Annotated in this window: 27 protein-coding genes; 22 read left to right on the top strand and 5 right to left on the bottom strand. The window is 55.0% G+C overall.

Translation table 11 applies throughout. The features are described from left to right. Position 1 precedes the first annotated feature (1 nt). On the top strand, positions 2-640 hold the full coding sequence (locus tag KI236_RS04365; protein WP_212819638.1) for a trimeric intracellular cation channel family protein: 639 nt from the start codon (positions 2-4) through the stop codon (positions 638-640). Between the two features lie 275 nt (positions 641-915). Here KI236_RS04365 and KI236_RS04360 read toward each other — a convergent pair whose 3' ends face one another. The 4 genes from KI236_RS04360 to KI236_RS04345 form a co-directional block, all read right to left on the bottom strand. Continuing rightward, a complete protein-coding gene (locus KI236_RS04360; RefSeq protein ID WP_212819636.1) occupies positions 916-1,821 on the bottom strand; it encodes a DMT family transporter in 906 nt (301 codons plus the stop codon). Positions 1,822-1,859: 38 nt separating this feature from the next. After that, positions 1,860-3,134 (bottom strand): methionine gamma-lyase family protein, encoded by a 1,275-nt coding sequence (locus tag KI236_RS04355; protein WP_212820648.1) that lies wholly within the window; start codon positions 3,132-3,134, stop codon positions 1,860-1,862. Further along, positions 3,134-3,376: an AbrB/MazE/SpoVT family DNA-binding domain-containing protein gene (locus KI236_RS04350; protein WP_212819634.1), complete on the bottom strand. Its 243-nt coding sequence runs from the start codon at positions 3,374-3,376 to the stop codon at positions 3,134-3,136. Before KI236_RS04350 ends, KI236_RS04355 begins: the two co-directional genes overlap by 1 nt. 351 nt (positions 3,377-3,727) lie before the next feature. Next, entirely contained in the window at positions 3,728-4,483 is a 756-nt protein-coding gene (locus tag KI236_RS04345; RefSeq protein WP_212819632.1) for a hypothetical protein, read from the bottom strand. A gap of 99 nt (positions 4,484-4,582) precedes the next feature. Here KI236_RS04345 and KI236_RS04340 point away from each other — a divergent pair, with 99 nt between their 5' ends. Next, positions 4,583-5,515, top strand: a complete 933-nt coding sequence (locus tag KI236_RS04340; RefSeq protein ID WP_212819630.1) for a tRNA dihydrouridine synthase — start codon at positions 4,583-4,585, stop codon at positions 5,513-5,515. Positions 5,516-5,570: 55 nt separating this feature from the next. On the opposite strand, the gene KI236_RS04335 is transcribed toward KI236_RS04340, so the two are convergent. Beyond that, positions 5,571-6,704 (bottom strand): G5 and 3D domain-containing protein, encoded by a 1,134-nt coding sequence (locus KI236_RS04335; protein WP_212819628.1) that lies wholly within the window; start codon positions 6,702-6,704, stop codon positions 5,571-5,573. A 364-nt stretch (positions 6,705-7,068) separates the two neighbouring features. Between KI236_RS04335 and rimM the strand changes: the two genes are divergently transcribed. The 20 genes from rimM to KI236_RS04235 all read left to right on the top strand — a co-directional run bounded on the left by rimM (position 7,069) and on the right by KI236_RS04235 (position 26,342). Beyond that, the gene (rimM, locus tag KI236_RS04330; RefSeq protein WP_212819626.1) at positions 7,069-7,575 is read left to right on the top strand and encodes a ribosome maturation factor RimM; all 507 of its coding nucleotides are present in this window, start codon (positions 7,069-7,071) and stop codon (positions 7,573-7,575) included. Further along, positions 7,565-8,338 (top strand): tRNA (guanosine(37)-N1)-methyltransferase TrmD, encoded by a 774-nt coding sequence (trmD, locus tag KI236_RS04325; protein ID WP_212819624.1) that lies wholly within the window; start codon positions 7,565-7,567, stop codon positions 8,336-8,338. Before rimM ends, trmD begins: the two co-directional genes overlap by 11 nt. A gap of 314 nt (positions 8,339-8,652) precedes the next feature. Next, positions 8,653-9,018 carry a YlxM family DNA-binding protein gene (ylxM, locus tag KI236_RS04320; RefSeq protein WP_212819622.1) on the top strand — a complete coding sequence of 122 codons (366 nt, stop codon included), beginning with the start codon at positions 8,653-8,655 and terminating at the stop codon, positions 9,016-9,018. Positions 9,019-9,022: 4 nt separating this feature from the next. Continuing rightward, entirely contained in the window at positions 9,023-10,408 is a 1,386-nt protein-coding gene (gene ffh / locus KI236_RS04315) for a signal recognition particle protein (RefSeq protein ID WP_212819620.1), read from the top strand. Positions 10,409-10,537: 129 nt separating this feature from the next. Then, positions 10,538-10,777 carry a 30S ribosomal protein S16 gene (rpsP, locus tag KI236_RS04310; protein ID WP_212819618.1) on the top strand — a complete coding sequence of 80 codons (240 nt, stop codon included), beginning with the start codon at positions 10,538-10,540 and terminating at the stop codon, positions 10,775-10,777. A gap of 15 nt (positions 10,778-10,792) precedes the next feature. Next, the gene (locus KI236_RS04305; protein ID WP_212819616.1) at positions 10,793-11,023 is read left to right on the top strand and encodes a KH domain-containing protein; all 231 of its coding nucleotides are present in this window, start codon (positions 10,793-10,795) and stop codon (positions 11,021-11,023) included. Positions 11,024-11,408: 385 nt separating this feature from the next. Then, complete coding sequence (locus KI236_RS04300; RefSeq protein ID WP_212819614.1) at positions 11,409-12,530, top strand: MarR family transcriptional regulator; 1,122 nt, start codon at positions 11,409-11,411, stop codon at positions 12,528-12,530. 3 nt (positions 12,531-12,533) lie between these two features. Continuing rightward, positions 12,534-13,055: a hypothetical protein gene (locus KI236_RS04295; RefSeq protein ID WP_212819612.1), complete on the top strand. Its 522-nt coding sequence runs from the start codon at positions 12,534-12,536 to the stop codon at positions 13,053-13,055. Positions 13,056-13,282: 227 nt separating this feature from the next. Further along, on the top strand, positions 13,283-13,672 hold the full coding sequence (locus KI236_RS04290; RefSeq protein ID WP_456243474.1) for a fimbrial protein: 390 nt from the start codon (positions 13,283-13,285) through the stop codon (positions 13,670-13,672). Positions 13,673-13,705: 33 nt separating this feature from the next. Continuing rightward, positions 13,706-14,416 (top strand): hypothetical protein, encoded by a 711-nt coding sequence (locus KI236_RS04285; RefSeq protein ID WP_212819610.1) that lies wholly within the window; start codon positions 13,706-13,708, stop codon positions 14,414-14,416. A gap of 9 nt (positions 14,417-14,425) precedes the next feature. Next, positions 14,426-15,337 carry a hypothetical protein gene (locus tag KI236_RS04280; protein ID WP_212819608.1) on the top strand — a complete coding sequence of 304 codons (912 nt, stop codon included), beginning with the start codon at positions 14,426-14,428 and terminating at the stop codon, positions 15,335-15,337. Next, a complete protein-coding gene (locus tag KI236_RS04275) occupies positions 15,337-16,743 on the top strand; it encodes a C39 family peptidase (RefSeq protein ID WP_212819606.1) in 1,407 nt (468 codons plus the stop codon). The genes KI236_RS04280 and KI236_RS04275 overlap by 1 nt, the downstream gene beginning before the upstream one ends. Positions 16,744-16,757: 14 nt before the next feature. Continuing rightward, the gene (locus tag KI236_RS04270) at positions 16,758-16,913 is read left to right on the top strand and encodes a hypothetical protein (protein ID WP_212819604.1); all 156 of its coding nucleotides are present in this window, start codon (positions 16,758-16,760) and stop codon (positions 16,911-16,913) included. After that, positions 16,897-19,821, top strand: coding sequence for a VirB4 family type IV secretion system protein (locus tag KI236_RS04265; protein WP_212819602.1), 2,925 nt, complete (start codon positions 16,897-16,899; stop codon positions 19,819-19,821). Before KI236_RS04270 ends, KI236_RS04265 begins: the two co-directional genes overlap by 17 nt. An 84-nt stretch (positions 19,822-19,905) precedes the next feature. Further along, positions 19,906-20,430 carry a DUF5697 family protein gene (locus KI236_RS04260; protein WP_212819600.1) on the top strand — a complete coding sequence of 175 codons (525 nt, stop codon included), beginning with the start codon at positions 19,906-19,908 and terminating at the stop codon, positions 20,428-20,430. Between the two features lie 10 nt (positions 20,431-20,440). Next, positions 20,441-21,103 carry a DUF6100 family protein gene (locus tag KI236_RS04255; RefSeq protein ID WP_212819598.1) on the top strand — a complete coding sequence of 221 codons (663 nt, stop codon included), beginning with the start codon at positions 20,441-20,443 and terminating at the stop codon, positions 21,101-21,103. A 146-nt stretch (positions 21,104-21,249) separates the two neighbouring features. Then, on the top strand, positions 21,250-22,371 hold the full coding sequence (locus KI236_RS04250; RefSeq protein ID WP_228738082.1) for a hypothetical protein: 1,122 nt from the start codon (positions 21,250-21,252) through the stop codon (positions 22,369-22,371). After that, positions 22,364-24,247, top strand: coding sequence for a VirD4-like conjugal transfer protein, CD1115 family (locus KI236_RS04245; RefSeq protein ID WP_407701742.1), 1,884 nt, complete (start codon positions 22,364-22,366; stop codon positions 24,245-24,247). The genes KI236_RS04250 and KI236_RS04245 overlap by 8 nt, the downstream gene beginning before the upstream one ends. Positions 24,248-24,261: 14 nt before the next feature. Beyond that, positions 24,262-25,458, top strand: a complete 1,197-nt coding sequence (locus tag KI236_RS04240) for a S1 RNA-binding domain-containing protein (protein WP_212819596.1) — start codon at positions 24,262-24,264, stop codon at positions 25,456-25,458. Positions 25,459-25,532: 74 nt separating this feature from the next. After that, a complete protein-coding gene (locus KI236_RS04235) occupies positions 25,533-26,342 on the top strand; it encodes a CAP domain-containing protein (RefSeq protein ID WP_212819594.1) in 810 nt (269 codons plus the stop codon). Positions 26,343-26,389 lie beyond the last annotated feature (47 nt).

Genomic DNA, 26,389 nt, shown 5'->3' with positions numbered 1-26,389 from the left:
TATGGAAGAGCTTCTTGTTTTTCTGGAATTGCTGGGCACGGCGGCCTTTGCCGTGTCCGGCGCTATGACGGCCCTGCGCAGGTCCCTGGACCCCCTGGGCGTGGTGGTCCTGGGCCTGATTACCGCTGTGGGCGGCGGCGTTCTGCGGGATCTGCTGTTGGGGATCACCCCGCCTAAGATATTCGACGATCCGCTGTCCGTGAGCATTGCGGTGGCGGTGTCCGTGGCGGCCTATTTGCCCCCGGTCTGCCGCTGGCTCATGCGCAGCACTATCCTGTTTGAAAAGCTCCTCCTGGCGGCGGACTCCGTGGGCCTGGGCCTGTTTGTGGTGGTGGGCACCCAGCTGGCCTTTCAGAACCTGCCGGAGGGAAAGTGGTTCGCCGTGGCGTTTTTGGGAACCGTCACCGGCGTAGGCGGCAGCATTTTGCGGGATGTCCTGGTCAGAGATGTGCCCTACATCTTCCGCAAGCATATCTATGCCCTGGCGGCCCTGGCCGGTGCGGTGGTGTGGATTTTGTGCCACCTGTATCTAAACGATACGGCGGCCCTGCTTTTGGGCAGCACGGTGGTCATGGTCATTCGTTTTCTGGCGGCCCATTTCCGCTGGAGCCTGCCCCCGGCCAAGGTACCGGAAGAATAAAAAAACCTCCGTTTTGCAAACGGAGGTTTTTTCAGCGTATCAAAAAAAGCCTCGCAGAGTTTGCCGCCCGCAGGCGGCAAAGAAATAAAATCATTTTCTCTCGCGACCTGTGCGTGAGAGAAAATACAGCTCGGGCTGCCAGTGTGGAATTTGTCCGTCACATACGGACAAATTATGCGCGCAGCAGACCGCAAGCCTTTTGTCGGAAAAACCCGAAGGGTTTTTCGACAGTCTCAAAAACTCCCCCGTTTGCAAACGGGGGAGTTTTTATACTGTTATTCGTCGTAAATGCCCAGGATCACAATGCCCGCCACCACCAGGGCGATCATCAGATAGTGCTTCCAGGAGAGCTTTTCCTTCAGGAAGATCCGGCTCCACACCACGGAAAGCACGCAGTAGGCGGAGATGATGGGAGCCGCCAGGGCCACATGCTCCGAGTCTGCCAGGGCGTAGATGTAGGCGAACTGGCCTGCCGTCTCGCACAGAGCGCCCAGGTACTTGGGCCCCTCCCGCTTAGGCACCAGCTTCTGCTTGCGGATGAGCACCACATATACAAAGCACACAATGCCCGCCGCCAGGAAGGTCAGCTCGTAGGCGCAGTTGGCGCTGTCCTCATTGAGCGTCTCCAGCACCTTGCTGTCGGCGAAGGTGCCCAGGGCGTCCAGCACGCAGTAGAGGATGGGCAGCACCAGGGCCAGGGCGGACTTGGCGTACTTGTAGTTTCCCGCCTCCTGCCGCAGAAGGCGCAGCTCCTCGTCCTCCCGGGCCTCCACAATGCCCAGGCCGATAACGCCTACGCACACCAGGGCCATAGCTGCGTACTGGGCCGGAGCCAGCAGGGCAGAGCCGGTGATGATGCTCAGGATAGCCACCATCGCGCCGGAGGAGTTACAGATGGGGGACGAAATGGACAGCTCAATGTACCTTAGCCCCACATACCCCAGGGCCATGGACACGATGTACAGCAGCGACACCGGCAGATAGGTGAGGATGATGGAGAGATTAATTTCCGTCCCGCCGATAAAGATTTCGTAAGCCGCGTGCAGACCCATGACCACGCCCACGGCCATGACCATTTTCAGGTGGGCGTACTTGTCGTCGGCATCCCGGCAGCCGATTTTAGAAAACAGATCCGATCCGCTCCAAAACAGAAGCGCGATCACAGAAAACCAAAACCACATAGATGAAAATACTCCTTATTATATTATTATATTAAATATCAAAGCTTAATGATTCCGGTGTCCGCCAGCTTTTGCATACTCAAAAGGATGCCCAGCTTGCCGTGAAACCAGGTGAGACCGCCCTGGAAGTAGACCGCGTAGGGGGGGCGGATGGGCCCGTCGGCGGAAAGCTCAATGGAGCTGCCCTGGACGAAGGCTCCGGCGGCCATAATGACCTCGCTCTCATAGCCGGGCATAGCCCAGGGCTCCGGGGTCACATAGCTGTCCACGGCGGCGGCGGACTGGATACCCTTGCAGAAGGCCACCATGGCCTCCTTGCTGCCCAGCTCCACGGCCTGAATGATGTCGTGTCGACTCTCGCCAGAGCCGGGCACCACCCGGAAGCCCAGCTTTTCGTAGCAGGCGGCGGCAAATACAGCGCTCTTCACCGCCGAGGCCACCACCGTGGGCGAGAGGAACAGCCCCTGGTAAAAGGCGGGCATCAGCCCCAGATTTGCGCCCACCTCCTGCCCAAGGCCCGGTGCGCTGAGCCGATACGCGCAGCGGTCCACGCATTCCCTGGTGCCGCAGATGTAGCCGCCGATGGGGGCCAGGCCGCCCCCGGGATTCTTAATGAGGCTCCCTACGATCATGTCCGCCCCCAGGTCTGAGGGCTCCCGCATCTCCACAAACTCGCCGTAGCAGTTATCCACCATGCAGAGCACATCGGGCTTGCATTTTTTGCAAAATGCGATCAGCTCCCCGATCTGTTCCACGGAAAAGGTGGGTCTTGTGGCATATCCCTTAGAGCGCTGGATGGTGATGAGCCTGGTTTTCTCCGTAATGGCCCGGTGAATACCCTCGTAGTCAAAGGTGCCGTCAGGCAGCAGCTCTACCTCCCGGTAGCTTACGCCGTACTCTGCCAGGGAGCAGGGGGAGGGTCGGATGCCGATGACCTCTTCCAATGTGTCGTAGGGCCGCCCCACAGGGCTTAAAAGCTCGTCCCCGGGCCGCAGATTGGCGCTGAGGGCCACGGTGAGGGCATGGGTGCCGCAGGTGATCTGGGGCCGCACCAGGGCCGCCTCCGTGTGAAAGCAGTCGGCGTAAACCCGCTCCAGGTTGTCCCGGCCCTCGTCGTCGTAGCCGTAGCCGGTGGTGGCTGCGAAATGGGTGGCGTTGACCCGGTTTTTCTGCATGGCGGCAAGCACCTTGCACTGGTTGTACTCCGCCACCGCGTCGATCTCCCGGAACCGCTCCGTAAGCCCTCCGAGAATACTCTCGCCAAATTCATAAACGGCCTGGGAGACCCCCAACTGCCGATACATTTCGTTCATCATGATTCACTGTCCTCCGTGTTTTGCAGAATTTCCTGGGCCACCCGGTCCAATACCTCCGGCCGGGAGACCACCAATCCCTGGCTCTCGCTGCCTAAAATCAGCAGCGTGTCCCCAGGCCGAATATGAAAGAACTCCCGGGCCTCCTTGGGGATCACGATTTGACCCCGGTCACCCACCTTGGCGGTGCCGAATACCCGCCGGGTAGGGGCCCGGCCCAAAATATGCTTGCCCTGGGGCATGACCTCACCTCACAAAAATCATCTTTTTCATATTTGTGTGACAGATGGCAGTATACCACACCTATCGAAAAATGCAACCCCTTTTTCCGGGGAAAAGCCGCCTATTCCAAAGAATATAGGCCTCAAACTATATTCCTCCTGCCATAGCGAAGCCATATCACCCCGCACACCGCACGCCTTACTGAGAAAAAACGGCGGGGTGTCCTCACCCCGCCCCAGTGTGTCAAGAAAGCCTCGCAGAGTTTGCCGCCCGCAGGCGGCAAAGAAATAAAATCATTTTCTCTCGCGACATGTGCGTGAGAGAAAATACAGCCTCCGGCGGGGGCTCACCCCGCCCCAAAAATGCAATTTTCACTCCAGCCTCTCCGGGAACTCCACCCCGTTCAGCCGCAAGATCATCCGCAGGGGATAGTCCCTGTCCAGGTAGTTCCGGCAGTACCAGTCAAAGGTGGCCTCCGGCAGGTGCAGCAGCTCCGGGGCCTCGCAGCGGAACAGCTCAAAGGTTTTCCGGTCACCCGAGAGCAGCGCCGCCGCCACATCCATCCGCTCTTCCTCCGCCAACCGGGCCAGGCACGCGTCCATGACCGCCGCGCACACCTGCTCCTCCCGGGGGGCATACTGCTCCTTGTTTCCCAGCCAGTAGAGAAACTCATTGGGGTCCAGGTCCAGCTTGGTGGTGATCCGGCTCAGCTTGTAAAATTCCTGCCAGTCCTTCTTTTTCAGTACCTCGATGAGGTACTGCACCAGTCCGTCGTCCAGGGCGATGCAGTCCAAAAAAACCTCGAAGGCGTGCTTCCCCGCATCCGGGTCCGGCTCCTTTTGCTCCGGCTCCTTCGGCTCCTCCCGGGCCTGCTCTGTCAGGGCCCGGGCGGCGGAGAGCGCATCGTCCATGGAAAAATTGTCGTAAGCCTCCCGGGGGATCTCGTCTCCGGCTGCGGCGGCACAGACCCGTACAAAGGCGGGAATGCCCATGGCACCGACCTGCTGCTGCAACTCCATAGCCTGCCGCACTTCGTCCGTCTCTGTCAGGGTAATGCCCTCCGGTGCTTCCAGACTGCCCTCGCAAATGCGCGTCATATATTGCAGATAGTATTCAAAAAGTGTCATAGTTTCTCCTCGCTTTCCACCCCCAAACTGTACCACACCCGGCGGGGAATTGCAAGACGCCCGTAAATATGATAAGATGATCCGAAAGGAGGGATGCCCATGCAGGAGTATTATGCCGCGCCCATGGAGGGCCTCACCGGCTGGCGCTGGCGGCAGGTCCACGCCGCCCTGTTCGGCGCCGCAGACCGCTACTATACACCTTTTCTCTCTCCCAACGCCAATTTCGAGTTTCAAACCAAGGAGCTGCAGGAGATCGCTCCGGAGAATAATCAGGATCTCCCCGTGGTGCCTCAAATTTTAGCAAATCGGGCCGAATACTTTATCTGGGCGGCCAAGGAGTGTCAAAGCCGTGGCTACGGTGAGGTGAACTTGAATCTGGGCTGCCCCTCCGGCACCGTTACGGGCAAAAATAAGGGTGCGGGCCTGCTTCGGGAAAGTGACCTGCTGCGAGAGCTGCTGGACGGCATCTTCGACGCGCTCCCGAACCTGAAAATCTCCGTCAAGACCCGTATCGGCTGGGACGATCCCGCTCAGTGGCCCGCTCTGCTGGATATTCTCAATGACTATCCCATCGCCCTGCTCATTGTCCACCCCCGCTTGCGCACGGAGTTTTATAAGGGCGCCATCCACCGGGAGGTGTTCGCCTGGACACAGGAAAACACACGCCTGCCTCTGTGCTATAACGGCGATCTGTTTACCCCTGCGGATGTTGCCGCCGCGCCGGCGCTCCCTCTGATGCTGGGCCGGGGCCTTCAGCATGATCCGTCCCTGCTGCGCCGTCTCCGGGGCGGCGAGCGGGCCACCGCCGCGCAGCTGCAGGCCTACCACGATGCCCTCTGCGCCGCCTACCGCCGGGATTACAGCGGCGATACGCCGGTGCTGCACCGTATGCGCGAGCTTTGGAGCTACCTGTCCGGCAGCTTCCGGGACACGGATGCCTTTCTCCGGGCCGTCCGCAAGGCCCGGACGCTCTCTGCCTACGACCAAGCCGCCCGGGCCTTTTTCGCCCAAGCCCGGCTGTCCGAAGAATAAAGCAATAAAAAAGCTGCCCTCCCGGATGTACTCCGAAAGGGCAGCTTTTTGTAAATCAGTTCAGCACGAACACCGTGCAGTTCCGCCGCCCGAAGGCGCAGGCCTGGCTGTACTCGTCAAACCACAGATCCAGCTTGTAGCCCTTGATGCTGGTGCCGCAGTCGGAGGCGGTGGCCATGCCGTAGGTCATATAGCCGTCATCGGTGTAGATATAGAACCGGGTCCCGTAGGGGAACACCGAGGGGTCCACGGCGATATTTCCGTAAGCCGTGGGCCGCCCGGAGGCCGTGCGGCCGTGAATGGCGTAGGCGGAGGCGTTGCAGGTAACCTGAGAGGAGAAGGCCATGGTGTCGCCGGAGGCAAAGGTCAGGTATCCGCTGCCGTCGTCATTGCGATGCACGGACACCAGCGTGTCGTCCTGAGAAACGGAGTCCACCAGGGTGCCGTATTCCACCACCTGTGTCACGGAGTTGTCCGCCGTGGTGGATACCAGCTCCGTCTTTTCCAGCTTGCCCATTACATAGGTGTCCAGATAGGTTTCCGTGACCAGGCCGGGCACGCCGGGGGTGATGATCTTCTCCGTGCCCTTGGCCATCAGCGGGTCGGCGATGCGCTCCTCGTCAAAGGCTGTCTCCGCCGGCACATTGCGCAGATGGGTGTACTGCCGGCACACGGTAATGGCCGGGCTGCCGGAGGACAGGTCCACCACCACCATTTCGCCCTCGCTCACCTTCACATGGCTGCGGCGCAGGAGGTTGGCCACGGTCTCGTGGCGGGAGGTCAGGGTGGTCTCCTCCTCGGAGGAATCCTCCTGGCCGTCCACGGAGGCGGCCAGCAGCTGCACACCGTTGCTGCTGCGCTTAGCGGAGGCGGACACCCCCTGTACGGCATTGCTCACCTGTACCTGCTGGCCCTTGTTCAGGATCAGCTGCACATCTGCCGCACCTGCGCTGTGGGGGGCGGCATAGAGGGCGCTGCTGTCGTAGTCCAGGCCCGAGTCGGCGGTAACGGTGTGGATAGACTCGCTGTCAATGAGCATATACACGCTCTCGTCCGCCGGAGCGGGACTCATGCAGATGCATACGGCCAGGCCCAGCACCGTCAGCGGTGCCAGCAGAGCCAGCAGTCTGCGGCGGTTGGCAGGTTGTCCCTGCTGTCCGCCAAAAAGGGATAAAAAGCTTTTCTTCATGAGATCGTAACCCTCCCGTTTCGGCGTATAGCCTGCCAAAACCGAGAGGCTCCTTTCGGTATAGACTGGATAAAATTAACTCAAAAAGTTAATGAAATGAATCTCGTTTGTAACCGAAATGTAACACTTGTTACAAAAACAAATTTTATTGGAGTATAGCACTTTCTTAGCCATATGTCAAGTTTTTCCGGAAATTGCTGGATTTATTCGCCTTCGGAGCCGGGAAAAACGACGCAATCGTGTCAAAAAAGATACAAAATTGTTACCGAAATTTGCCCCCCGAACGATCCAATCAGGTGTTGCCTGCGGGAGAAAGTTCCGCTATAATAAAGTCGGTAATTTAAGGTAAAGAGGAGGGAGCGCTGTGCGTCCTGTCTATATCCCCGTCGGCCATATCGTCAATGCCCACGGCATCAAGGGGGAGCTGAAGCTGAATCCGGAGGGCTTCACCCCGGAGTTTGTGGCGGTGTTTGATACGCTCTATGTAAATGGGGAGCCCGTTCGGGTCAAAAGCCGCCGGGTCCATAAGTCCACCCTGCTTCTGACTCTGCCCGGGGTAGAGGACATGGACGCCGCCCTGGCGCTGAAGGGCCGGGAGGTCTCCATTCGTCGAGAGGACGCCCACCTCCCGGCGGGGGAGTATTTCGACGCTGAGCTGGAGGGCCTCACCGTTCTGGACGATGCCACCGGGGCGGAGCTGGGCAAGCTCCATCGGGTCCTCCATTATCCCGCCCATAAGGTCTACGAGGTCCGGGGCCCACGGGAGTACCTGATCCCCGCCGTTCCCGGCGTGTTCATCGCCTCCGTGGATGTAGACGGCGGCACCCTGCGCGTACACAATATGAAAGGATTGGACACCGATGAGAATTGACATTATGACCCTGTTTCCCGATGCTATCGAGGCCATGATGGGCCAGTCCATCATCGGCCGGGCCCGGGACCGGGGCTTTATCCGGCTCTACACCCACCAGATTCGGGAGTATACCACCAATAAGCAGATGCAGGTGGACGATTATCCCTACGGCGGCGGTCGGGGTGCGGTGATGCAGGCAGACCCCCTGTACCGCTGCTGGGAGCATGTCTGCGGGGAGGTAGGGGAGAGGCCCTACACGATCTATATGTCCCCCTGTGGCCGGACCTTTACCCAGGAGGTAGCCAAGGAGCTGAAGGCCGCGCATGAAAATATCCTCCTGGTCTGCGGACACTATGAGGGGGTGGACCAGCGCTTCATTGACGAGTGCGTGGACGAGGAGCTGAGCATGGGTGACTTCGTCCTCACCGGCGGCGAGATTCCGGCCATGGCCGTGGCGGACTGCCTGTTCCGTATGGAGGAGGGGGTGCTGCCCGAGGAGAGCTGCTATACCGACGAGAGCCACTGGAACGGACTGCTGGAGTATCCCCAGTATTCCCGCCCCGAGCAGTGGCATGGCCGCAAGGTCCCGGCCATCCTCCTCAGCGGCAACCACGGCGGCGTAGATGATTGGCGCAGGAAAGAGAGCTATAAGCGCACCATGGCCCGCCGCCCGGATCTCTGGGCCCGCTTCGACCAGTCCGCCATAAAAACCAAGCACGATAAAAAGATCCTCCAGCAGGCCAAGGACGAATTCGCCGCCCAGCAGGAGAATGAGGAATAATATTATTACAGCTAAACGGCAGGGATGCAGAGTGCATCCCTGCCGTTTAGCTGCCTGGCAAAGCCGGGGTACAAACGGGTGTGATGATCCCTAATACCACGATTTCCCCAAAGCCTTTCGTAGGGGGCGATACCCTCATCGCCCCGCCCGATAACGATTACATTCTCGGTTACGCGCAGGGGAGGGGCTCTACCTCTGTCTCCGCCCTAAAAAAATCCCCCTCCGCCCCCATTTTCCCCTTGACTTTTGCCCCAAAATGCGGTATCATAAGCGAGGATGTAAAGCTGAATCACTTTACAGAAGGAGGGCGAACCGTGAAAAACCAGACTTACCGCATGACCATGCTTCTCGATTTTTACGGCGAGATCCTGACCCAGCGGCAGAGAGAATTCTTTGACCTGTACTATAACGAGGACCTGAGCCTGGCGGAGATCGCCGAAAATTACGACATCAGCCGTCAGGGCGTCCGGGACGCCATCGTCCGGGCCGAGGCCGCCATGAACGAGCTGGAGGACAAAACCGGCCTGCTCAAGCGCTTTATGCGCCTGCGGGAGAAGATCGATTCCATCGAGTCCGCGGCAGAGGACATTCGCAAGCTCAACTATCGGCAGTACGAAAACCCGGAGCTGGAGCGTCTGGCGGGGGAGATTCTCTCCTGCGCCGCCGCACTGAAGGAGTAACACCATGGCCTTTGAGGGACTGAGCGAAAAATTAAATGAAACTTTCAAGCGCCTGCGGGGCAAGGGTCGGCTCACCGAGAGTGATGTCAAGGCCGGCTTGCGGGAGGTGCGCCTGGCTCTGCTGGAGGCGGATGTCAGCTACAAGGTGGTCAAGGACTTCATCGCCAAGGTCACCGATCGCTGCGTGGGCAGCGATGTGCTGGAGAGTCTGACCCCTGCCCAGCAGATCGTCAAGATCGTCAACCAGGAGCTTACCGAGCTCATGGGCGGCAGCAACGCCCGCATTGCCACCGCGTCCAAGGGCCCCACCGTTGTGATGATGGTCGGTCTCCAGGGCGCCGGTAAAACCACCAACTGCGCAAAGCTGGCGGGCCTTATGCGCCGCCAGTACGGTAAGCGCCCTCTGCTGGTGGCCTGCGATGTGTACCGTCCCGCCGCCATCACCCAGCTGCAGGTGGTGGGTCAGCAGCTGGATATTCCCGTTTTTGAAATGGGACAGGGCGACCCGGTGCAGATTGCCCGGGAGGCGCTGAAGTACGCCTCAGACCACGGAAACGACATCGTGTTCCTGGATACGGCGGGCCGCCTGCACATTGATGAGCAGCTCATGGACGAGCTGAAGAATATCAAGGAAAGCATCCATCCCCATGAGATCCTCCTGGTGGTGGACGCCATGACCGGCCAGGACGCTGTCAACGCCGCCACCGCCTTCGACGAGGCCTTGGGCATTGACGGGGTGCTGCTGACCAAGCTGGACGGCGACGCCCGGGGCGGTGCGGCCCTGTCTATCCGGGCGGCCACGGGCAAGCCCATCAAGTTTGTGGGCACCGGAGAAAAGCTGGACATGATCGAGCTGTTTCATCCGGAGCGTATGGCCTCCCGCATTTTGGGCATGGGCGATATGCTCACCTTCATCGAGAAGGCCGAGCAGCAGTACGATGAAAAGCAGGCCAAGAAGCTGGAGGAGAAGCTGCGGAAAAACCGGCTGACCCTCTCGGACTACCTGGATCAGTTGGAGCAGCTGCAAAAAATGGGCGACCTGAGCCAGATCGCCTCCATGCTTCCCGGGAACCTGGGCAAGAGCTTCGACGCCAGCCAGATTGACGAGAAGCAGATGGCCCACAGCAAGGCCATCATCCAGTCCATGACGGTGAAGGAGCGGGAAAACCCCCAGATCCTCAATGCCTCCCGCAAGCGGCGTATCGCCGCCGGCTGCGGCCTGGAGGTGGTGGATGTAAACCGCCTGCTGAAGGCCTTTGAGGCCATGCAGCAGATGACCAAGGCCATGACCAAAGGCAAGATGCGCGGCATGGGTGCCATGATGGGCGGCATGGGCGGCTTCGGCGGCGGCAGCATGCGCAGCTTCGGCCGGAAAAAGCGGTTTAAGTAAGGGCAAAAAAAGCCTCGCAGAGTTCGCGTCCGCAGGCTGCAAGCCTTTTTGCCAGCATCATAAAATCATAAATAAGTGCGACTGCATTTATCATAAAAAATTTATTTAATATTTTGGAGGAAAAAGACCATGGTTAAGATCAGACTGAGAAGAATGGGTGCTAAGAAGGCTCCTTTTTACCGCGTAGTGGTGGCCGATTCCCGCTATCCCCGTGACGGCCGCTTCATTGAGGAGATCGGCACCTACAATCCCTGCGTGTCCCCCGCCGAGATCAGCATCGACGCAGACCGTGCCCGTGAGTGGATCAAGACCGGCGCACAGCCCACCGACACCGTTCGTGCCCTGCTGAAGAAGGTCGATGTTCTTTAATAAGAAGGTGCGGCCATGAAGGAACTGCTGCTCTACATCGCCAGAAACCTGGTGGATCATCCTGACCAAGTGTCGGTCACGGAGGTCGGCGAGGCGGATGACCTGACGCTGGAGCTGCGTGTGGCACCCGAGGATATGGGAAAGGTGATCGGCCGCCAGGGCCGTATCGCCAAGGAGATCCGCACCGTCGTGCGGTCCTATGCCCAGCGCACCGGCGTGAAAGTTTCCGTGGACATCGTCGATTGATAATAGCACAAAAACGAAGCCGAAAAGCACTATCGCTTTTCGGCTTTGTTTTTGCCCTGTATCGGGGCCTTGTTTTATTCCCACTCCGTTTTGAATATCTCCTCACCCATAAAAATGAGTGTCATAGGTATCTTATACGGCGGTTATTCCTTCCGTTACCAGTCTGATTTTGCGAGAAAAACTTTTTTGTGTACCCGTCGTGTACCTCAAAATCAGGTATCTCACTCGTATCAATATTTGTTGGCAACAGAGGAACAACCTTGTTTCTCTATAGGCTATATGAATATTATACTACAAAAGGCGCAAAAATCAATAGTTTGCTGCCTGAGCGGTGCAGTTCCATTTGGTTCTGCACCGCTTTTCCTGTTTCAAGGAGGAAACAACCATGTCAGAGTATCAATTAGAATTAAAACAAATCGTGGATTACCCACGCTGCCGGATCTACCGGCAATTTATCGGGCTGCTGATGAAGGATAAAAGCATCCGTGTCGGCGGCACATCGGGGCTTTACCATTTCACGGTGCTGTCCTGCTTTGCAAACTTCCGTACTTCCTATAAACGGATCGATGGAATCAGCTACACGATCTATCCCGGCGAATGGCTCTGCCGTGTGAGCGAGCTAACCGAGTGGTTCCGCACTCGCTTTCAGCATCAGGCACTTGCCATTCTCAGGGAGCTGCAGGACAGACACCTTATCACCTATACGCTGCTCGGCCGGGGCAGGCTGGTGAAATTCAAAATCAAAGGATGGTGCAAATACAACAGAGTTTTAGAGTACAACGCCCCGTGCCAGAAGGATACTGGCTTCTTCTTTCTGCCGATCTCGGTTGCCAATGAATTGGTCAGCGCCGGCCGCTGTTCGGAAATGGACGCTATGCTGGATCTGTGGATCAACACCGTATACAACGACACGCAGGTGCAAGGCTCAGAGGTCGGTCCCGTCGTGTATATGAGAAACGGCACCGGAAGCCCACTCATCGGGTATGCGGAGCTTGCACAGCGCTGGGGCGTGTCCAAGGCGACGGCAGGACGCTATCTCCGCAAAATGCAGGAGCTCGACTATCTATCTATGGTCGCATTCCCCGGAACGCACGGCACGGCTATCTACCTCAAGCAATATCTTTCGACCATGTTCCAGATTTCCGATGTGATGATCGACAAAGATGAGGTGGCAATGTCGCTTAATATCCATATTCAGATGGACGAAGAAACGGAGGAAGGTAGCGTGTCAGAAAACAGTTCCGGCGTTTCAAAATCGCACACGGAGATTATTCTGCAAAAAGCGGCAAAAATCCTTGCTGCACAAGGCTTTCCTTGCTTTTCATGCCCAAGGCTCCAGTGTAAGTTATTACCCTTATCCGACGATTGCAGGAAAGCATTTATTCATGTCTGTGATCTCCGGAAGCTGAAAGACTATCGCTATTTGCTTGTGCTGTCGTGCAAGGATTCCACAGAGATATTCCAGTTTGAGGTACGGCTGTCGCCCGTAACCGTGAAGGAGGTGTGACCGATGAAAAAGCAACCGGAACAGATGCCGGAAGACCAAAGATTTCACGATACCTACCTGCTTCTGAAAAAATACCGGGATGTGGTGTGGGGTTTGGAGCTGTCGGTGCAGCAGGTCAAACGACGGTTTCAGATGGAGGTTGGCAGCAGTATCGAGGACTTTTTGGAGTCCATCTACCTTGCCGGTGTGGATTTCTCGGATAACGGCATCGAAGAACAGGCCAGAAGCATTGAAAAAAGCTATCAAATGCTGAAGTTGCTGGAAGTCTCGGTCAATATCATGCGAAACAAGCATAAACACGGCGAGATGTATTATTGGCTGCTTTATTACAGCTACCTTTCGCCCCAGCAGTATCGGAGCGTTGATGAGATTATTGAAATGATCCGACCCCATGTGTCCGACATCAGCGAACGCACCTTTTTCCGCAGGCGAAAGAATGCTGTGGAGGCTCTTTCTTCAATCTTGTGGGGCTATACTTCCCGGGATAGTTTGAGTCTTATGGAGCAATTTTTTCCCGATAAATAGCGTTGGCAGCAAATCGGCGGTCAATGGCAGTATATTGGCAGTGTTTTGCTATTGTGGCGCAAATCCGTATGTGCTATAATGTGTATGCTCAAAACTGTATCAAGTGCCGACAAGGGCAAAACAGACACCATTTTTTCGATGGTGTTTTTTTGTTGCCCTGATTGGCACGACCGCACAAGCCGCCCCATTTCTCGGGGCGGCTTAGTATTTTTTCAAGGAGGTACACAGTGAAAAATCAACTGAAAACCACAAAGCCGAAGGACCGAAAGGATCGCCGCCATATCAACTGGGGGCGTTTTCTTTTTGCCGGGTTCCTCAGCGTCACGATGCTGGCGGCAAACACGATGCCCGCCTTTGCGGCGACAACGGTATGGGAAAAGGCAAACGAGATCATGAAGGATGTGTATACGCAGATTCTCACGATCTCTACCATTGCCGCCGTTGTGACCGCCGCTATCGCACTTCTGATGATGAATTTCTCCAAATCGGGACGGACGGTTGACGAAGCCCGTGCCTGGCTGAAGCGTATCATCATCACCTGGGCGATCCTTAACGGTCTCGGCTTCATTATGGCCTATATCACTCCCTTCTTCTCCGGCGGCAAGTGGAACGGGTAATCGTTCCCGCCAAAATGAAAGGAGGTCGATGTCTTGGGCATACTTGACGGAATCGTAGAGTGGATCGCAGAACAGGTCATGAACGGACTGGACCTTATCAACACCTCAGTTTTGGGCGCACTGGGCTGTAATATGAGCACCTTCAATCGGTATTTTCCTGCGGCAGAGACGATGTATAAAATATTCGTCGCTCTGGCGATTGGGCTTATCCTGCTTAATTGGGTGTGGCAGCTCTTTAAGAATTACGGACTTTCCGCCGGCATTGAAGCGGAGGATCCCGTAAAACTTTCCATCCGTTCAATACTCTTTATTCTCCTTGCCTACTTTGCGGACGAGATCGTAAATATCATACTGAAAATCGGAGGAACACCCTATCAGTGGATACTCAATTCCGAATTACCGCCGCTTGACTTTGCCAGCTTCAATTCCGTTTTCCTGACGATACTCGGCGTATGTGCAAGCGGCACGGTGGCATTGATTGCACTGATCCTCATACTGATTCTGGCTTGGAATTACATCAAACTGCTGTTTGAAGCGGCGGAGCGCTATGTGCTGCTCGGTGTGCTGGTGTTTACCGCACCGGTTGCCTTTGCCATGGGCGCATCGCAGACCACTTCCAATATCTTTAAGAGTTGGTGCCGTATGTTCGGCGGCCAGGTATTTCTGCTGCTGATGAACGCCTGGTGCCTGCGGCTCTTTACCAGTATGGTGGGACAGTTCCTCTCCAACCCTTTGGCACTTTAAGGAGGAACGATGAAAAGAAAACATAAAATACTCATTACCCTGCTTGCCGTTGCCGTGACCGTTTCGCTTACAACTGTTCCGGCGTTTGCTTTGACCGAAAGCGAAGTGCAGGATCAGGTAAACGCCGTCGGGAAAGAAGTTGTTACCGGAAACCTCTTCGTGTGGTTTCTGTGTGCGATTGCCTTTTTGAAGGTATCGCAGAAAATCGACAGCTTTATGTCTTCCCTCGGCATCAATGTCGGACACACCGGCGGCTCTATGCTGGCTGAGGCGATGATCGCTATGCGTGGAATCGGAACGGCGAGGACTTTTGCCGGTAGAGGCGGTTCCGGCGGAAGTTCCTCCGGTAGTGGCGGAGGCAACACCTTTATGAAAGGCGGGCTTTCCGGCGTTGTAAGCCGAAAGGTCACAAACACCGCTATCAACAATGCAAACGGCTCAAAAAGCGGCGGTCTCGGCGGTATGGCATTCAATTCCTCGCTCAGTAAGGGCGGCGGTTTTGCCAACAGCGTGATCGGCAAGATCGCAACCGGTAATATTTCTTCTACCGGCTCTATTTCCGGTGAAAGCGCTGCAGACTCTCTTATGTCCTATATGGGATATACGGCGCTCGGGCCGGATGCGGAAAGTGTTCCATCCTTTTCAGATGTAGAGATCGGCGGCGGACATATCTTCGCAACCGAAACAAATGACGAGCACCCGGAGGGCATTGCTATGGGAATGTATCACACCGACCAGTATATGCCGCCCGAAGGAGAATACACGACCGTCACGGCTGCGGACGGCACCTCTTGGTATAAGCAATATGCAACGGATACCGTAGAGAGAAAGCCACACAAAGCAGACGACGGCAGTATCGTCTATGAGGAAAGCCTTGTCAAAAGGCTGCCGAAGGCTCCCTGGCGAAAGGATAAGATCTGATGGCGGATAACAGTCGTCCGGTTGCTGAACCGTTGCAGAAAAGCGCACAGGCCGCACAAGCGGTGCGAGGTGCTGTTAAAACCGGAAAAGCCATTGCCGGTGCCGCCAAAGGTGCAGCTGCCGGAGGCGTGTGGGGTGCCGTTGCCGGCTTTGCTTGGGAAAATCGGAAGTTTGTCGGGAAGGTCATCATTGCGGCGACCGCCGTGCTGATGATCCCGATCCTTATTCTGTGTATGCTCCCCGGAATCATATTCGGAGGCTTCGGCAATTCTCATTCTCCGGCCGACCCCGATACGCCGATCATGAACAGCAGTGCGGCAATCGACAGTAATCTGGTCGAGATCTCTACTGCCGTGAGCTGCGTGCTGTCCGAGGCGCTTACCGATACGCTGACCGCCATAGAAAACGATTATGCTGCCTGCACCGCTGACGGCAAAGAGGTCATAAACCCTTATGAAAGCTCACCGAATTTTAACGCCAATCTGTTTGTCGGACAATACTGTGCGGCAAAGAATGAGGATTATGCCGCTGTGTCTGTGTCGGATATGGAATCCATGCTGCGCAGCGGCAAGGACAAGCTCTATTCCTATACCAAAAAGGAAGAAGAACGCACAGTTGAAACGGTCACGACCTCGGTAACGGTGGATGCCTCGACCGGCAAAGAAACAACAACGGAGACCGTAACGACAACCACGGAAAAGTGGATCATTTATACGGTTTCCTACAACGGCGAAGCCTACTTTGCCGATGAGGTATTCCATCTGACCGCCGAGCAGAAAGACCTTGCTGACGATTATGCGTATAACCTCAGCCTATTCCTCGGAGACAGTATGTTCCAGGGGCTTCCTGCCGGGTATACAACAGTTTCTTCGCTTGGCAATATCCGCTTTACGGACGGACAAACCGCAGTCGTCTATTTCAATCAGCTGGACGAACGTTATGCGGGGCAACCGTATGGCACTGACAATATCGGCGGCTACGGCTGTGGGCCTACGGCGATGTCGATCGTTGTATCCTCGCTGGCAAACGATACCGTTGACCCCATCGAGATGGCAAGATGGTCGTATGAAAACGGCTATTGGTGTTCGGGCAGCGGCTCTTATCATGCGCTGATCCCTGCTGCCGCAAAAGCATGGGGATTGAATGTTGAAGGCTGCTCGGCTTCGGACGGGCAGAAAATTGCAGACGCTCTGGCTGACGGTAAATTAGTGGTTGCCATTATGCTGAAGGGACATTTCACAAGCTCCGGCCACTTTATCGTCCTGCGTGGCGTAAAGGACGGGAAAATACTTGTAGCCGATCCGGCAAGTTACGACCGAAGCAGTATGGAGTGGGATCTGTCCATCATTCTGAATGAGGCAAGCACCCACGCCGGAGCCGGCGGACCTTTTTGGATCATTGGATAGAAAAGAGGAAAATCATGTGGACAACAATAGCGTTTCTTATCGGAGGTGCAGTTGGCTGCGTGTTCATGTGCCTGTTTCAGATAAATTGGCACGAGGCGCAGGAAGAATACCGTATCACCGATAAAGAATCGGGAAAACAAGAAGGAGGCTTTGATGAGCAAAAACAGTGAACATCACGATACCTACATCATCCCTCCGAATTTTATCGAGGGCAGCACCTTATTCGGAGGGATGTTCAAAATACGGAATGTGATCGAGGCCGGCGTACTTGCCGCAGCGGTAGGTGTGCCGGTATTCTCCCTTGACCTTTCGCTCACCGTCCGTATTATCATTCTTTGCCTGACGGCACTGCCGCTCGCCTTATTTGCGCTGATGGGCATTGCTGGCGAGCCGCTTTCTTCGTATATCATTGCCTTTTTCAAGTGGCTCAAGAACCGCCGTGTGGTCGGTAAGACGGAGCCGAAAGAGGAAAGGAAGAAGCCGAAACCGAAAAAAGAAAAGCAGCCTGCGCCGGAAAACGAGTCGATGCTATCGGAGATCGCCGGTGTTATCCGCAAGCAGTCGGCAAAGAAAAAGCATACCGAGGAACCCCGGGCGGCGGAAACACCGAAACAGAAGAAGCCGCACCGCAGAAGCAAAGCGGACTCGCCCTTTCTCAACCCCGTAGCGGAGTATCTGCCGATTGAAAAGATTGCAAACGGCATTATCTACACCAAGGATCACCGGTATATCAAGCTGATTGAGGTGGTACCGATCAATTTTCTGCTCCGAAGTGCCAGAGAACAGCGGAGCATTATCTACTCCTTTATCAGCTATCTGAAGATCAGCCCGGTCAAGATCCAGTTTAAGGTGCTGACAAAGCGTGCGGACCTCAATAAACACACCGAGATCGTGCATCGTGAAATGGAAGCTGAAACCGATCCAAACTGTCGGGTCTTACAGGAGGATTACCTAAAGCTCATCAATCAGATCGGATCCCGTGAGGCGACAACCCGCCGCTTCTTTGTCGCTTTTGAATATGAGCAGGTCGGGCGGCGCAGCAGCAATGAAGAGGCCGATGCCATTGCCTCGCTGCAAACCGCCGCAAGGACGGCGGCAAACTATTTGAAGCAATGCGGCAATGAGGTGCTGACGCCGGAAAACGAAGACGAATTCACAGTGGATGTGCTGTATAACATCCTCTGCCGCCAGGAAAGCTCGGACATTCCTCTTCCGCAAAGAGTGCAGGATGTCGTTTCAAGCTATATTGCGGCAGGAAAGGATACGGACGCCATTCCGTGTACGGAGTTTTTTGCACCGCAGACGCTGGACTTTACCCACGCCAAATACATTTGCGTGGACGGGCAATATCGGTCATATCTTTTGATCCCATCCTACGGCTACAAATCACAAGTGGCGGCCGGTTGGCTGAGCCTGCTTGTCAATGCCGGCGACGGGATCGACATCGACCTGTTTCTGACCCGTCAGCCGAAGGAGCGTATGGTGAACAAGCTCGGTCAGCAGCTTCGTATCAACCGTTCCAAAATCCGAGAAGCCAGTGATACCAACAGCGACTTTGACGATCTGGACGGCGCTATCCGCAGCGGGTACTTTTTGAAGGAGGGGCTTTCCAACAACGAGGATTTTTACTATATGAACATCCTCATTACGATGACCGCCGACAACGCCGAGGATCTGGAATGGCGTGAGTGTGAAATGCGGAAGCTGCTTATCTCGCAGGATCTCAATATCGTGTCCTGCTCATTTCGGGAAGAACAAGGCTTTTTGTCATCGCTGCCGCTGACAAATCTGGAAAAGCATCTGTATGAGCGCTCCAAGCGCAATGTGCTGACAAGCGGGGCTGCAAGCTGCTATCCCTTTACCGCTTATGAGTTGAGCGATGACAATGGCATTTTGCTCGGCGTCAACAAATATAACAATTCCCTTGTGATCGTGGATATTTTCAATTCCGCAGCCTATAAGAACGCCAACATTGCAATCATGGGGACCAGCGGCGCAGGCAAAACCTTCACCTTGCAGCTGATGGCATTGCGGATGCGGCGAAAAGGCACCCAGGTATTCATCATTGCTCCGCTGAAAGGGCACGAATTTCTGCGTGCCTGCCGCAATACGGGCGGCGAGTTCATTCAGATCTCTCCGGCATCGAAAAACTGCATCAATGTCATGGAGATACGCAAGACCGATCGGTCGGTGGATGAACTGCTGGACGGCGCTCCGATTGAGAAATCGGAGCTTGCCGCCAAAATTCAGCAGCTGCACATCTTTTTCAGCCTGCTGATCCCCGACATCACTCACGAAGAACGGCAGCTTTTGGATGAAGCCCTGATCAAGACCTACAATGCCAAGGGGATCACCCATGACAATGACACGCTCAAAGACCCAGACAATCCCGACCGTTACAGAGAAATGCCGATTTTGGGTGACCTGTATGATATTCTCTTGATCGCACCCGAAACCAAACGTCTGGCAAATATCCTCAACCGCTTGGTACACGGCTCGGCCAGCACCTTTAACCAGCGCACCAATGTCAACCTGGATAATAAATACACGGTGCTGGATATTTCCGAGCTGTCCGGTGATCTGCTGACGGCGGGAATGTTCGTTGCACTCGATTATGTGTGGGATAAGGCAAAGCAAAACCGCACCGTAGAAAAGACCATCTTCATCGACGAATGCTGGGCGCTGATCGGCGGCTCTGCCAACCGGCTTGCCGCAAACTTTGTTCTGGAAATCGCCAAGATCATCCGTGGCTATGGCGGCAGCGCCGTTTTTGCTACGCAGGACCTCAACGATTTCTTTGCTCTCGACGACGGAAAATACGGCAAAGGCATCATCAACAACTGCAAGACCAAAATCGTCCTCAATCTTGAAGACGAGGAGGCGCAGCGGGTACAGAGTATTTTACATCTGTCCGAGGCGGAGGTCATGGAAATCACGCACTTTGAGCGTGGCAACGGGCTGATTAGCACCAACAACAATAATATCACGGTCGAGTTTCGGTGCAGTGACTTGGAGAAAAGCCTGATCACGACCGACCGCCGTGAGCTGCAGGAACTGGTCGAACAGAAAAAACGGTAATACCGACCGAATACGGAATTTATACGCATTAAGGTGTCATTGCGGATTTAATACGCTTTTAATGCGTATAGAAAGGAGACCAAAATGAAAACGCGAGGAGAGATATACAGCAAAGAGGCTGCAGATATACTGCGGAATATCACGACCTATCACTATATGCGGCACGATCAGCTTTTGCGGCTCTATCCGGGAAAGGAAGAAAAAATTGATAATCTTCTGTCCTTCTTTCTAAGGCAGGGACGAATCTTTCGGGATGAACATTCCGGTTTATATCACGATGGCACCGAAGCCCACGCCGACAAGGAAATGCTGGCGGCGCTTTGGGTGCTGACGGATTTTATCGACCGGGTGGACTACCACTCTTCCACGGACTTTCCGGTAAAGCTGATTTTTATTGCCGACGGCGAACTGTACGAGGTCATCTATGTAGAAACAGGCGGCGAGGCCCTGATCGAGCACGCCGTTGCCAAGCAGCCGGACGATGCAGAAAAACGCATCGTCATCGTAGAAAGCGCCGAGCAGATCGGCAAGCTGAACATCCCCGATGTGACGGCGTACTGCACCGTGGATATGAACACCGGCGCTGTTCAGTATTATAAGCAGGAATAGGAGGACCGCATTGGATAGAACAAGTATTTCAAGACGAATCGGAAGCATCAAGGGCGACATAGAAAAGCTGTCAAACACCCTTTGTGCCATCGAAAAGACGGATATAGAAAACTATCCAGACAATTACGCTATGCTGACTACCGATGCCGCATTACGCAGCGAACTTATCGCCTGCCGTATGCGGCATTTGTTATACGGCTCAACGGCCACACGGAAGGAAACCTATCTCGCCTCTGCCGGTGTGGTGCAAGGTATCCGCATTAAGGCGCAGGAGAATATGCTGGAGATCACGCTGCCGTGCCTGCTGCCTAAACGAAAGCAGCGGCAAAGCACGGAATTTCTGATCGACCCGTTGTATTTCACCCTGAGCCAGTATTCGGACAACAATGAGCTGCCGAAGTTCCGGCAGTGCGTTGTGTGTTTTTCGCATATTTACAGTGAGAAATTCCATAACCGCCGGGTACGGGACTACGACAACCTGGAGCTCAAACAGCTTTTGGATGTGTTGTCTACTTTCATTATGGTAGACGATACCGGCCTTTTGGTAGATGCCTATAACACAACGGAGATCGGTGAAGCAGATTGCACCCGCATTTCCGTAATGGCAAAAGAGGACTTCCCGAAGTGGCTGAATGAACGGGAAAAGAGCCTGAAAACCATATCGGATTTTTAGCGGTTGGTGGGCGAAAATTTCACGATACGGTGCGGCAAGACAAAAATGCCCGTAAATCAAGGCTTTTTCAGCCGTGCCAAAGCCGAAAAACTACCCGGGTTATCAGCAACCTCGGTAATATTCAAAGCAAAAGGAGGTGGTGCGCTATGCGCTGCACAAACGGTCTGCCGGATAAGCAGACGGTGGGCTACACGCTGCTTGAACTTGTTGCCATATCCGGCGAGCTTCCGGCCAATCAACTCTGCCGACTCCCGGGCGGCGACAGTTATAAGCTGAATGTTGTCCGTGCTCTCAAATCGCAAAAGCTGCTGCGGACTTATTACCGTGACGGTGTGCGTGGATACAGGCTGACGGCCTCGGCCAAGAAAGCCCTTTGCCGTGATGTTCCCGAACGCTTTTCCTTTTCGCTGTCCGGCTCGGCTGAGACCAATCTGGTGAAAAGCGAGATCACACGCCGCCTGCGCCTTCACCGTGTGGCTGAAGCGACACTGACAATGAAAAATGCCGGTGTGCTGATTTTTCGAGACGAAAAGCCGGATGTCTTTTCTCCCGAATGGGAGAAAACCGATTCTCTCTCCATAACGGCTCCGGCATTTTATACCTCGCGGGAGATCAAGGAGATGGGAACGGTATTTGCTAAGATCCGCGGCGCCCGTTCGGTTGGCGTGCTACTCACCCCGGCCGATGTGTTCGTGGTCTATGACCTCGGCAATTCTCTGATGAAATGGGAGTACAAATCCGAAATGAGGACAAAGGCGCTGATGAAAACGGTGCTGTGCCGGGAGCGCCTGCCGCACCAGTATCCGCCCGAAGCGGTACAGGGACTTCTGCTGGCAGACAGTATGGAGCAAGCCTATGACATTCTCAAAGAGAACGAGGGACGGCAGTATTTTATCCTTGACGGAAATTATGAGCATTTCTATTTTCTCACAAACGACCGCAAGGGAGAACGGCTGTTGAGCCTGCTATGCAGCAGGGCGCTGACAGAACAGCTCACGGATATTCTGTATGCTGACCTGTACGAATGTGATTTTGCAGGCAACTTGGAATGCGACGCCGCCGACCGAGACGGCGAGCCGGTGCTGCTCTCTTTCTTTTGCGATCTGCCCCGTATCAAGCGATTTGACACGGCGTTGCAGCTGCAAAACAAGTGCGGCACGCTGATCTGCTTTGACTCCCAACGGGAGGCGCTGGAGCGCTATTGCAGCGACCGGGTAAAATTTCAGACCATTGACTTTGAGAAATGGGAAAGGAGCTTTTTTGAGTAAGAAGAAAAGACTGTTTGGCATATTGCTGGCGCTTCCGCCGCTTCTGCTGGGACTGCTCTACGGCGGCGGATATATTGCCCAGTTTATGCGCAATTATCATGAGTGGGAGGCTGCCGGCGGAACGCCCGGCAACGGAACTTCACCCACCGTGCCGTCCTTTGCTGTCAGCGAGTGCCTGCGTGCCATTTTTACTATGCCATACGGCATAGTCGGCATTCTCATTTGCGTGGGAGCGCTGGTGCTGCTCATCGTTATGGTCATGCGTATGGGCTACAGTGAAACCGGCGAATACGACAAGGACCGTAACTTCATCTATTCCAAGAAGGGCACCTACGGCACATCCGGCTTTATGAGCGAAAAGGAAGCCGAGGAGATATTTGACTTACGGACGAGCCTTAAAAACCATAACGGCACGATCTTCGGGCTGCTGAACGGGCGGTATGTGTGTATGCCGGAGGAAAGTATGCTCAACAAAAATGTGGCGGTGTACGGTGCCAGCGGCAGCATGAAAACGAGGGCTTACTGTATCAACCGCATTTTGCAGGCGACCGTTCCGAACAAGGACGGAAAAATGGAATCGCTGATCATTTGCGACCCGAAATCCGAGCTGTACGAAAAGACCAGCGAGCTGCTGCGCAAGACGCATACCGTTAAGGTGTTCAATCTGGTGTGCCCTGAAAATTCAGACTCGTGGAATTGCCTTGCGGAGATCGAGGGCGATGAACTGATGGCACAGCGCTTTTGCGATGTCATTATTAAAAACACCGGCTCGGAACGGGGCGACCACTTCTGGGACAGCGCCGAAATGAATCTGCTCAAAGCGTTGGTCCTTTATGTGGAACAAGGGTATCTGCCCGAGCGGAAGAATATCGGGCAGGTCTATCGGCTGCTGACCCACTGTGACGAAAAAGAGCTGAACAGCCTGTTCAATATGCTGCCGTCCTCACATCCGGCGAAAGCCCCTTACGCCATTTTTCAGCAGGCGTCCGACACCGTGCGCAGCGGCGTGATTATCGGCCTTGGCTCAAGACTGCAGGTGTTCCAGAACAAATCCATCTGCAATATGACTGCCTTTGACGAGATCGATATGGAGCTGCCGGGACAGCAGCCCTGCGCTTATTTCTGTATTACCAGCGACCAGGACAGTACCTTCGACTTTTTATCATCGTTGTTTCTGTCCTTTGTTTTTATCAAGCTGGTGCGCTATGCAGACAAAAACTGCGAGGGCGGCAAGCTGCCTATCCCCGTTCATGTGCTCGGTGAAGAATTGACGGCCTGCGGCGTTATTCCAGACCTCAGCCGAAAAATCAGCGTGATACGCTCCCGAAACATCAGCATGAGCTGCGTGTTCCAGAACCTTGCCGGACTTCAGAACCGATACCCGCTGAACCAATGGCAGGAGATCCTCGGCAACAGTGATGTGCAGCTTTTTCTCGGCTGCGTGGATGAGCTGACGGCAAAGTACATCAGCGACCGCTCCGGCGAGGTTTCCGTGCATGTGCAGAGCAAGGCAAAGCAGCTCGGCACTTGGCGGATTTCCAACTACACACCGGAATACAGAGAGACCAGCGGCGTCGGCAAGCGAAAGCTGCTGACGATGGATGAGGTCTTGCGGCTGCCGATCAGCAAGGCGCTCATCATTATTCGAGGCCGCAAGCTATTGCAGGTAGACAAATGCGATTACACAGAGCACCCGGAAAGCAAAAAGATGATCTCCTGCAAGGCTTCTGCACATATACCTGAGTGGCAAAAACAGCAACCGAAGGAGGTGGAAGAAGTATCGCCTGCGCCGATCAAAAAACCGGGCAGAAAGAAAAAAACGCCGGCATCCAATGTGGTGCCGACCGACAAAGACAGTATCATGTCCAAAAACTAAAGGAGGAACAACCTATGCCTAAGAAAAAAGAAGAGCCGGAAGTTGCCGCTGCGGTGGAAACGACCGAAAGCGCTGCGGAGGTGACCGATATTGAGCCCGTTCCCGTCGAACCTGCCGCCGAAGTATCTGCCGAGCCGATCGAGCCGGCAGCTGAAGAGCCACCGAAGCCCAAACGCACCCGCAAAAAGAAAACGGATGCCGTGGATGAGGAAGCTTTACCCGAGCCTCAACCGGCTGCCCCCAAGGAGACCGCCGCAAAGAAAAAAGAAACCGCCGCAGCGGATCGGCAGAATAAGCCGAAGGCAGATCCTATTCTGACGCTGGAAGTCGGCGGTGAAGTTACGACCGAGACACATGAGATGGACGCCGCATGGCACGAGATCCTGACTTCCAACCGCTCGCACCGCATCCTGACCGGAATGCTCGGCGGCGTGGAAGAAACGGAAGCCGGGAAAACGCTCGCCGTTGTAGATTACAAGGGCTTTCGTGTAGTCATCCCGCTAAAGGAAATGCTTGTGAAGCTGGAAAAGAACCTCAAAGGCACAGAGTATACCGAAATGATCCGCCGCCAGAACAAGCTGCTCAGCAATATGTTGGGCTGCGAGATCGACTTCATTGTAAAGGGCGTGGATCAGAAGACACGCACCGTTGTGGCAAGCCGCAAGGAAGCGATGCTCAAAAAGCGGCAGGTCTTTTACATGAATCAGGATACCTCCGGCGCATACCGCATCTATGAGGGACGCACCGTGCAGGCCCGTGTGATTGCCGTGGCGGAAAAGGCAGTACGCATCGAAGCCTTCGGCGTGGAGTGCTCGATCATGGCACGGGACCTGTCCTGGGATTGGATCGGGGATGCCAACGACCGTTTTTCTGTCGGGGATCAGATCCTCGTCCGTATTCTGGAGGTCAACCGTGATAGCTTGGAGGAGCTTTCCATCCGTGCCGATGTAAAAAGTGTATCCGAGAACACCAACCGCACCTATCTGAAGCAGTGTCGGGTGCAAAGCAAGTATGCCGGCAAGGTGACAGATGTGCATAAGGGCGTGGTGTATGTCCGACTGAATAACGGAGCCAACGCCATTGCTCACACCTGCCTCGACCGGCGCACGCCCGGCAAGAAAGACGATGTTTCTTTTGCCGTGACGCACATTGATGAAGACCGTGGCGTGGCGGTCGGAATCATCACCCGTATTATCAAGCAGCATCTGTAGTCTGTTGAAAAACGGTGAGCGCAGGTCGTATAAAAAGAGCAAGGCGGAAATTTCCGAACAAGGAGGGGCTTTTTATGCGTAAAATCATCTTCGTCTTGCTCGCTTTGCTGCTGACTCTTGCAGGCTGCGGCAAAGAGGCTTTGCCGGAAACATCCTCTGTACCTTCGGAGGATACTCATATCACATCTCCCACTGAGGAAAAAACGGAACAAAGCACGGTGCCCTCTTCCGAGCCTGCCAAAACTACCGAAGTGCCGGAAGAAACCGCTGTATCCAAGGCGGAAAGCGGTACTTCCGACAGTTCCGTAAAGGAGCCGAAACAAAACACACCTTCCGGCGGACCGACTGAGCCTACTGAAAAGACGGCTCCGGCAGAAAACACATCGCCAACAGAGCCGACGGAAACGACACCGACCGTGCCCAATGCTTCGGCTTCCGATGCCGGAGCAATCGCAGAGCTGGTCGCACAGTATCTGAACGACTACCGCACGGCGCAAGGCACTGCTGCCGTCACCCGGCTGTCCGGTCTCACAGGATATGCCGAATACCGCAGCCGCCAGATTATCTCGGACTTCTCACACAACACCATGGATGAACGGGCGGCGGCAACGGCACTGTCCTACGGGTTGTATGTGGATCCTTCTGCATACGGAATGGATGGAGAGCCATATTATACCGCCTGCGCGGGCGAAGCGATCGCCAAGGCCGGATATGCGGGCACTGTCGATTATGTAGCAAGCTCTTTGGCTCGCCTGATACGAAACAGCCCCGATCACTGGTCTTACATAGGAAGCGGCGAATATCGGTATATCGGTGTCGGCATCACCTACGAAAGCGGAATGTGGTACTGCGATGTGGCGCTCACCAAAGACAACTACGGATAAAACAGAATAATCAAAGCCAAAAGACTTCATTGCCTATGCGATGGAGT

The sequence above is a fragment of the Vescimonas fastidiosa genome (assembly GCF_018326305.1).
GTDB lineage: Bacteria > Bacillota > Clostridia > Oscillospirales > Oscillospiraceae > Vescimonas > Vescimonas fastidiosa.
The sequence above is the reverse complement of the archived record's forward strand: the minus strand, read 5'-3'. Positions and strand labels throughout refer to the sequence as shown.

What these genes read in the sequence shown, in the direction of transcription:
- KI236_RS04365 (WP_212819638.1), top strand. Translation starts at nt 2, where the DNA reads ATGGAAGAGCTTCTTGTTTTTCTGGAATTGCTGGGCACGGCGGCCTTT.
- KI236_RS04360 (WP_212819636.1), bottom strand. Translation starts at nt 1,821, where the DNA reads ATGTGGTTTTGGTTTTCTGTGATCGCGCTTCTGTTTTGGAGCGGATCG.
- KI236_RS04355 (WP_212820648.1), bottom strand. Translation starts at nt 3,134, where the DNA reads ATGAACGAAATGTATCGGCAGTTGGGGGTCTCCCAGGCCGTTTATGAA.
- KI236_RS04350 (WP_212819634.1), bottom strand. Translation starts at nt 3,376, where the DNA reads ATGCCCCAGGGCAAGCATATTTTGGGCCGGGCCCCTACCCGGCGGGTA.
- KI236_RS04345 (WP_212819632.1), bottom strand. Translation starts at nt 4,483, where the DNA reads ATGACACTTTTTGAATACTATCTGCAATATATGACGCGCATTTGCGAG.
- KI236_RS04340 (WP_212819630.1), top strand. Translation starts at nt 4,583, where the DNA reads ATGCAGGAGTATTATGCCGCGCCCATGGAGGGCCTCACCGGCTGGCGC.
- KI236_RS04335 (WP_212819628.1), bottom strand. Translation starts at nt 6,704, where the DNA reads ATGAAGAAAAGCTTTTTATCCCTTTTTGGCGGACAGCAGGGACAACCT.
- trmD (WP_212819624.1), top strand. Translation starts at nt 7,565, where the DNA reads ATGAGAATTGACATTATGACCCTGTTTCCCGATGCTATCGAGGCCATG.
- ffh (WP_212819620.1), top strand. Translation starts at nt 9,023, where the DNA reads ATGGCCTTTGAGGGACTGAGCGAAAAATTAAATGAAACTTTCAAGCGC.
- rpsP (WP_212819618.1), top strand. Translation starts at nt 10,538, where the DNA reads ATGGTTAAGATCAGACTGAGAAGAATGGGTGCTAAGAAGGCTCCTTTT.
- KI236_RS04305 (WP_212819616.1), top strand. Translation starts at nt 10,793, where the DNA reads ATGAAGGAACTGCTGCTCTACATCGCCAGAAACCTGGTGGATCATCCT.
- KI236_RS04300 (WP_212819614.1), top strand. Translation starts at nt 11,409, where the DNA reads ATGTCAGAGTATCAATTAGAATTAAAACAAATCGTGGATTACCCACGC.
- KI236_RS04295 (WP_212819612.1), top strand. Translation starts at nt 12,534, where the DNA reads ATGAAAAAGCAACCGGAACAGATGCCGGAAGACCAAAGATTTCACGAT.
- KI236_RS04280 (WP_212819608.1), top strand. Translation starts at nt 14,426, where the DNA reads ATGAAAAGAAAACATAAAATACTCATTACCCTGCTTGCCGTTGCCGTG.
- KI236_RS04275 (WP_212819606.1), top strand. Translation starts at nt 15,337, where the DNA reads ATGGCGGATAACAGTCGTCCGGTTGCTGAACCGTTGCAGAAAAGCGCA.
- KI236_RS04270 (WP_212819604.1), top strand. Translation starts at nt 16,758, where the DNA reads ATGTGGACAACAATAGCGTTTCTTATCGGAGGTGCAGTTGGCTGCGTG.
- KI236_RS04265 (WP_212819602.1), top strand. Translation starts at nt 16,897, where the DNA reads ATGAGCAAAAACAGTGAACATCACGATACCTACATCATCCCTCCGAAT.
- KI236_RS04260 (WP_212819600.1), top strand. Translation starts at nt 19,906, where the DNA reads ATGAAAACGCGAGGAGAGATATACAGCAAAGAGGCTGCAGATATACTG.
- KI236_RS04250 (WP_228738082.1), top strand. Translation starts at nt 21,250, where the DNA reads ATGCGCTGCACAAACGGTCTGCCGGATAAGCAGACGGTGGGCTACACG.
- KI236_RS04240 (WP_212819596.1), top strand. Translation starts at nt 24,262, where the DNA reads ATGCCTAAGAAAAAAGAAGAGCCGGAAGTTGCCGCTGCGGTGGAAACG.
- KI236_RS04235 (WP_212819594.1), top strand. Translation starts at nt 25,533, where the DNA reads ATGCGTAAAATCATCTTCGTCTTGCTCGCTTTGCTGCTGACTCTTGCA.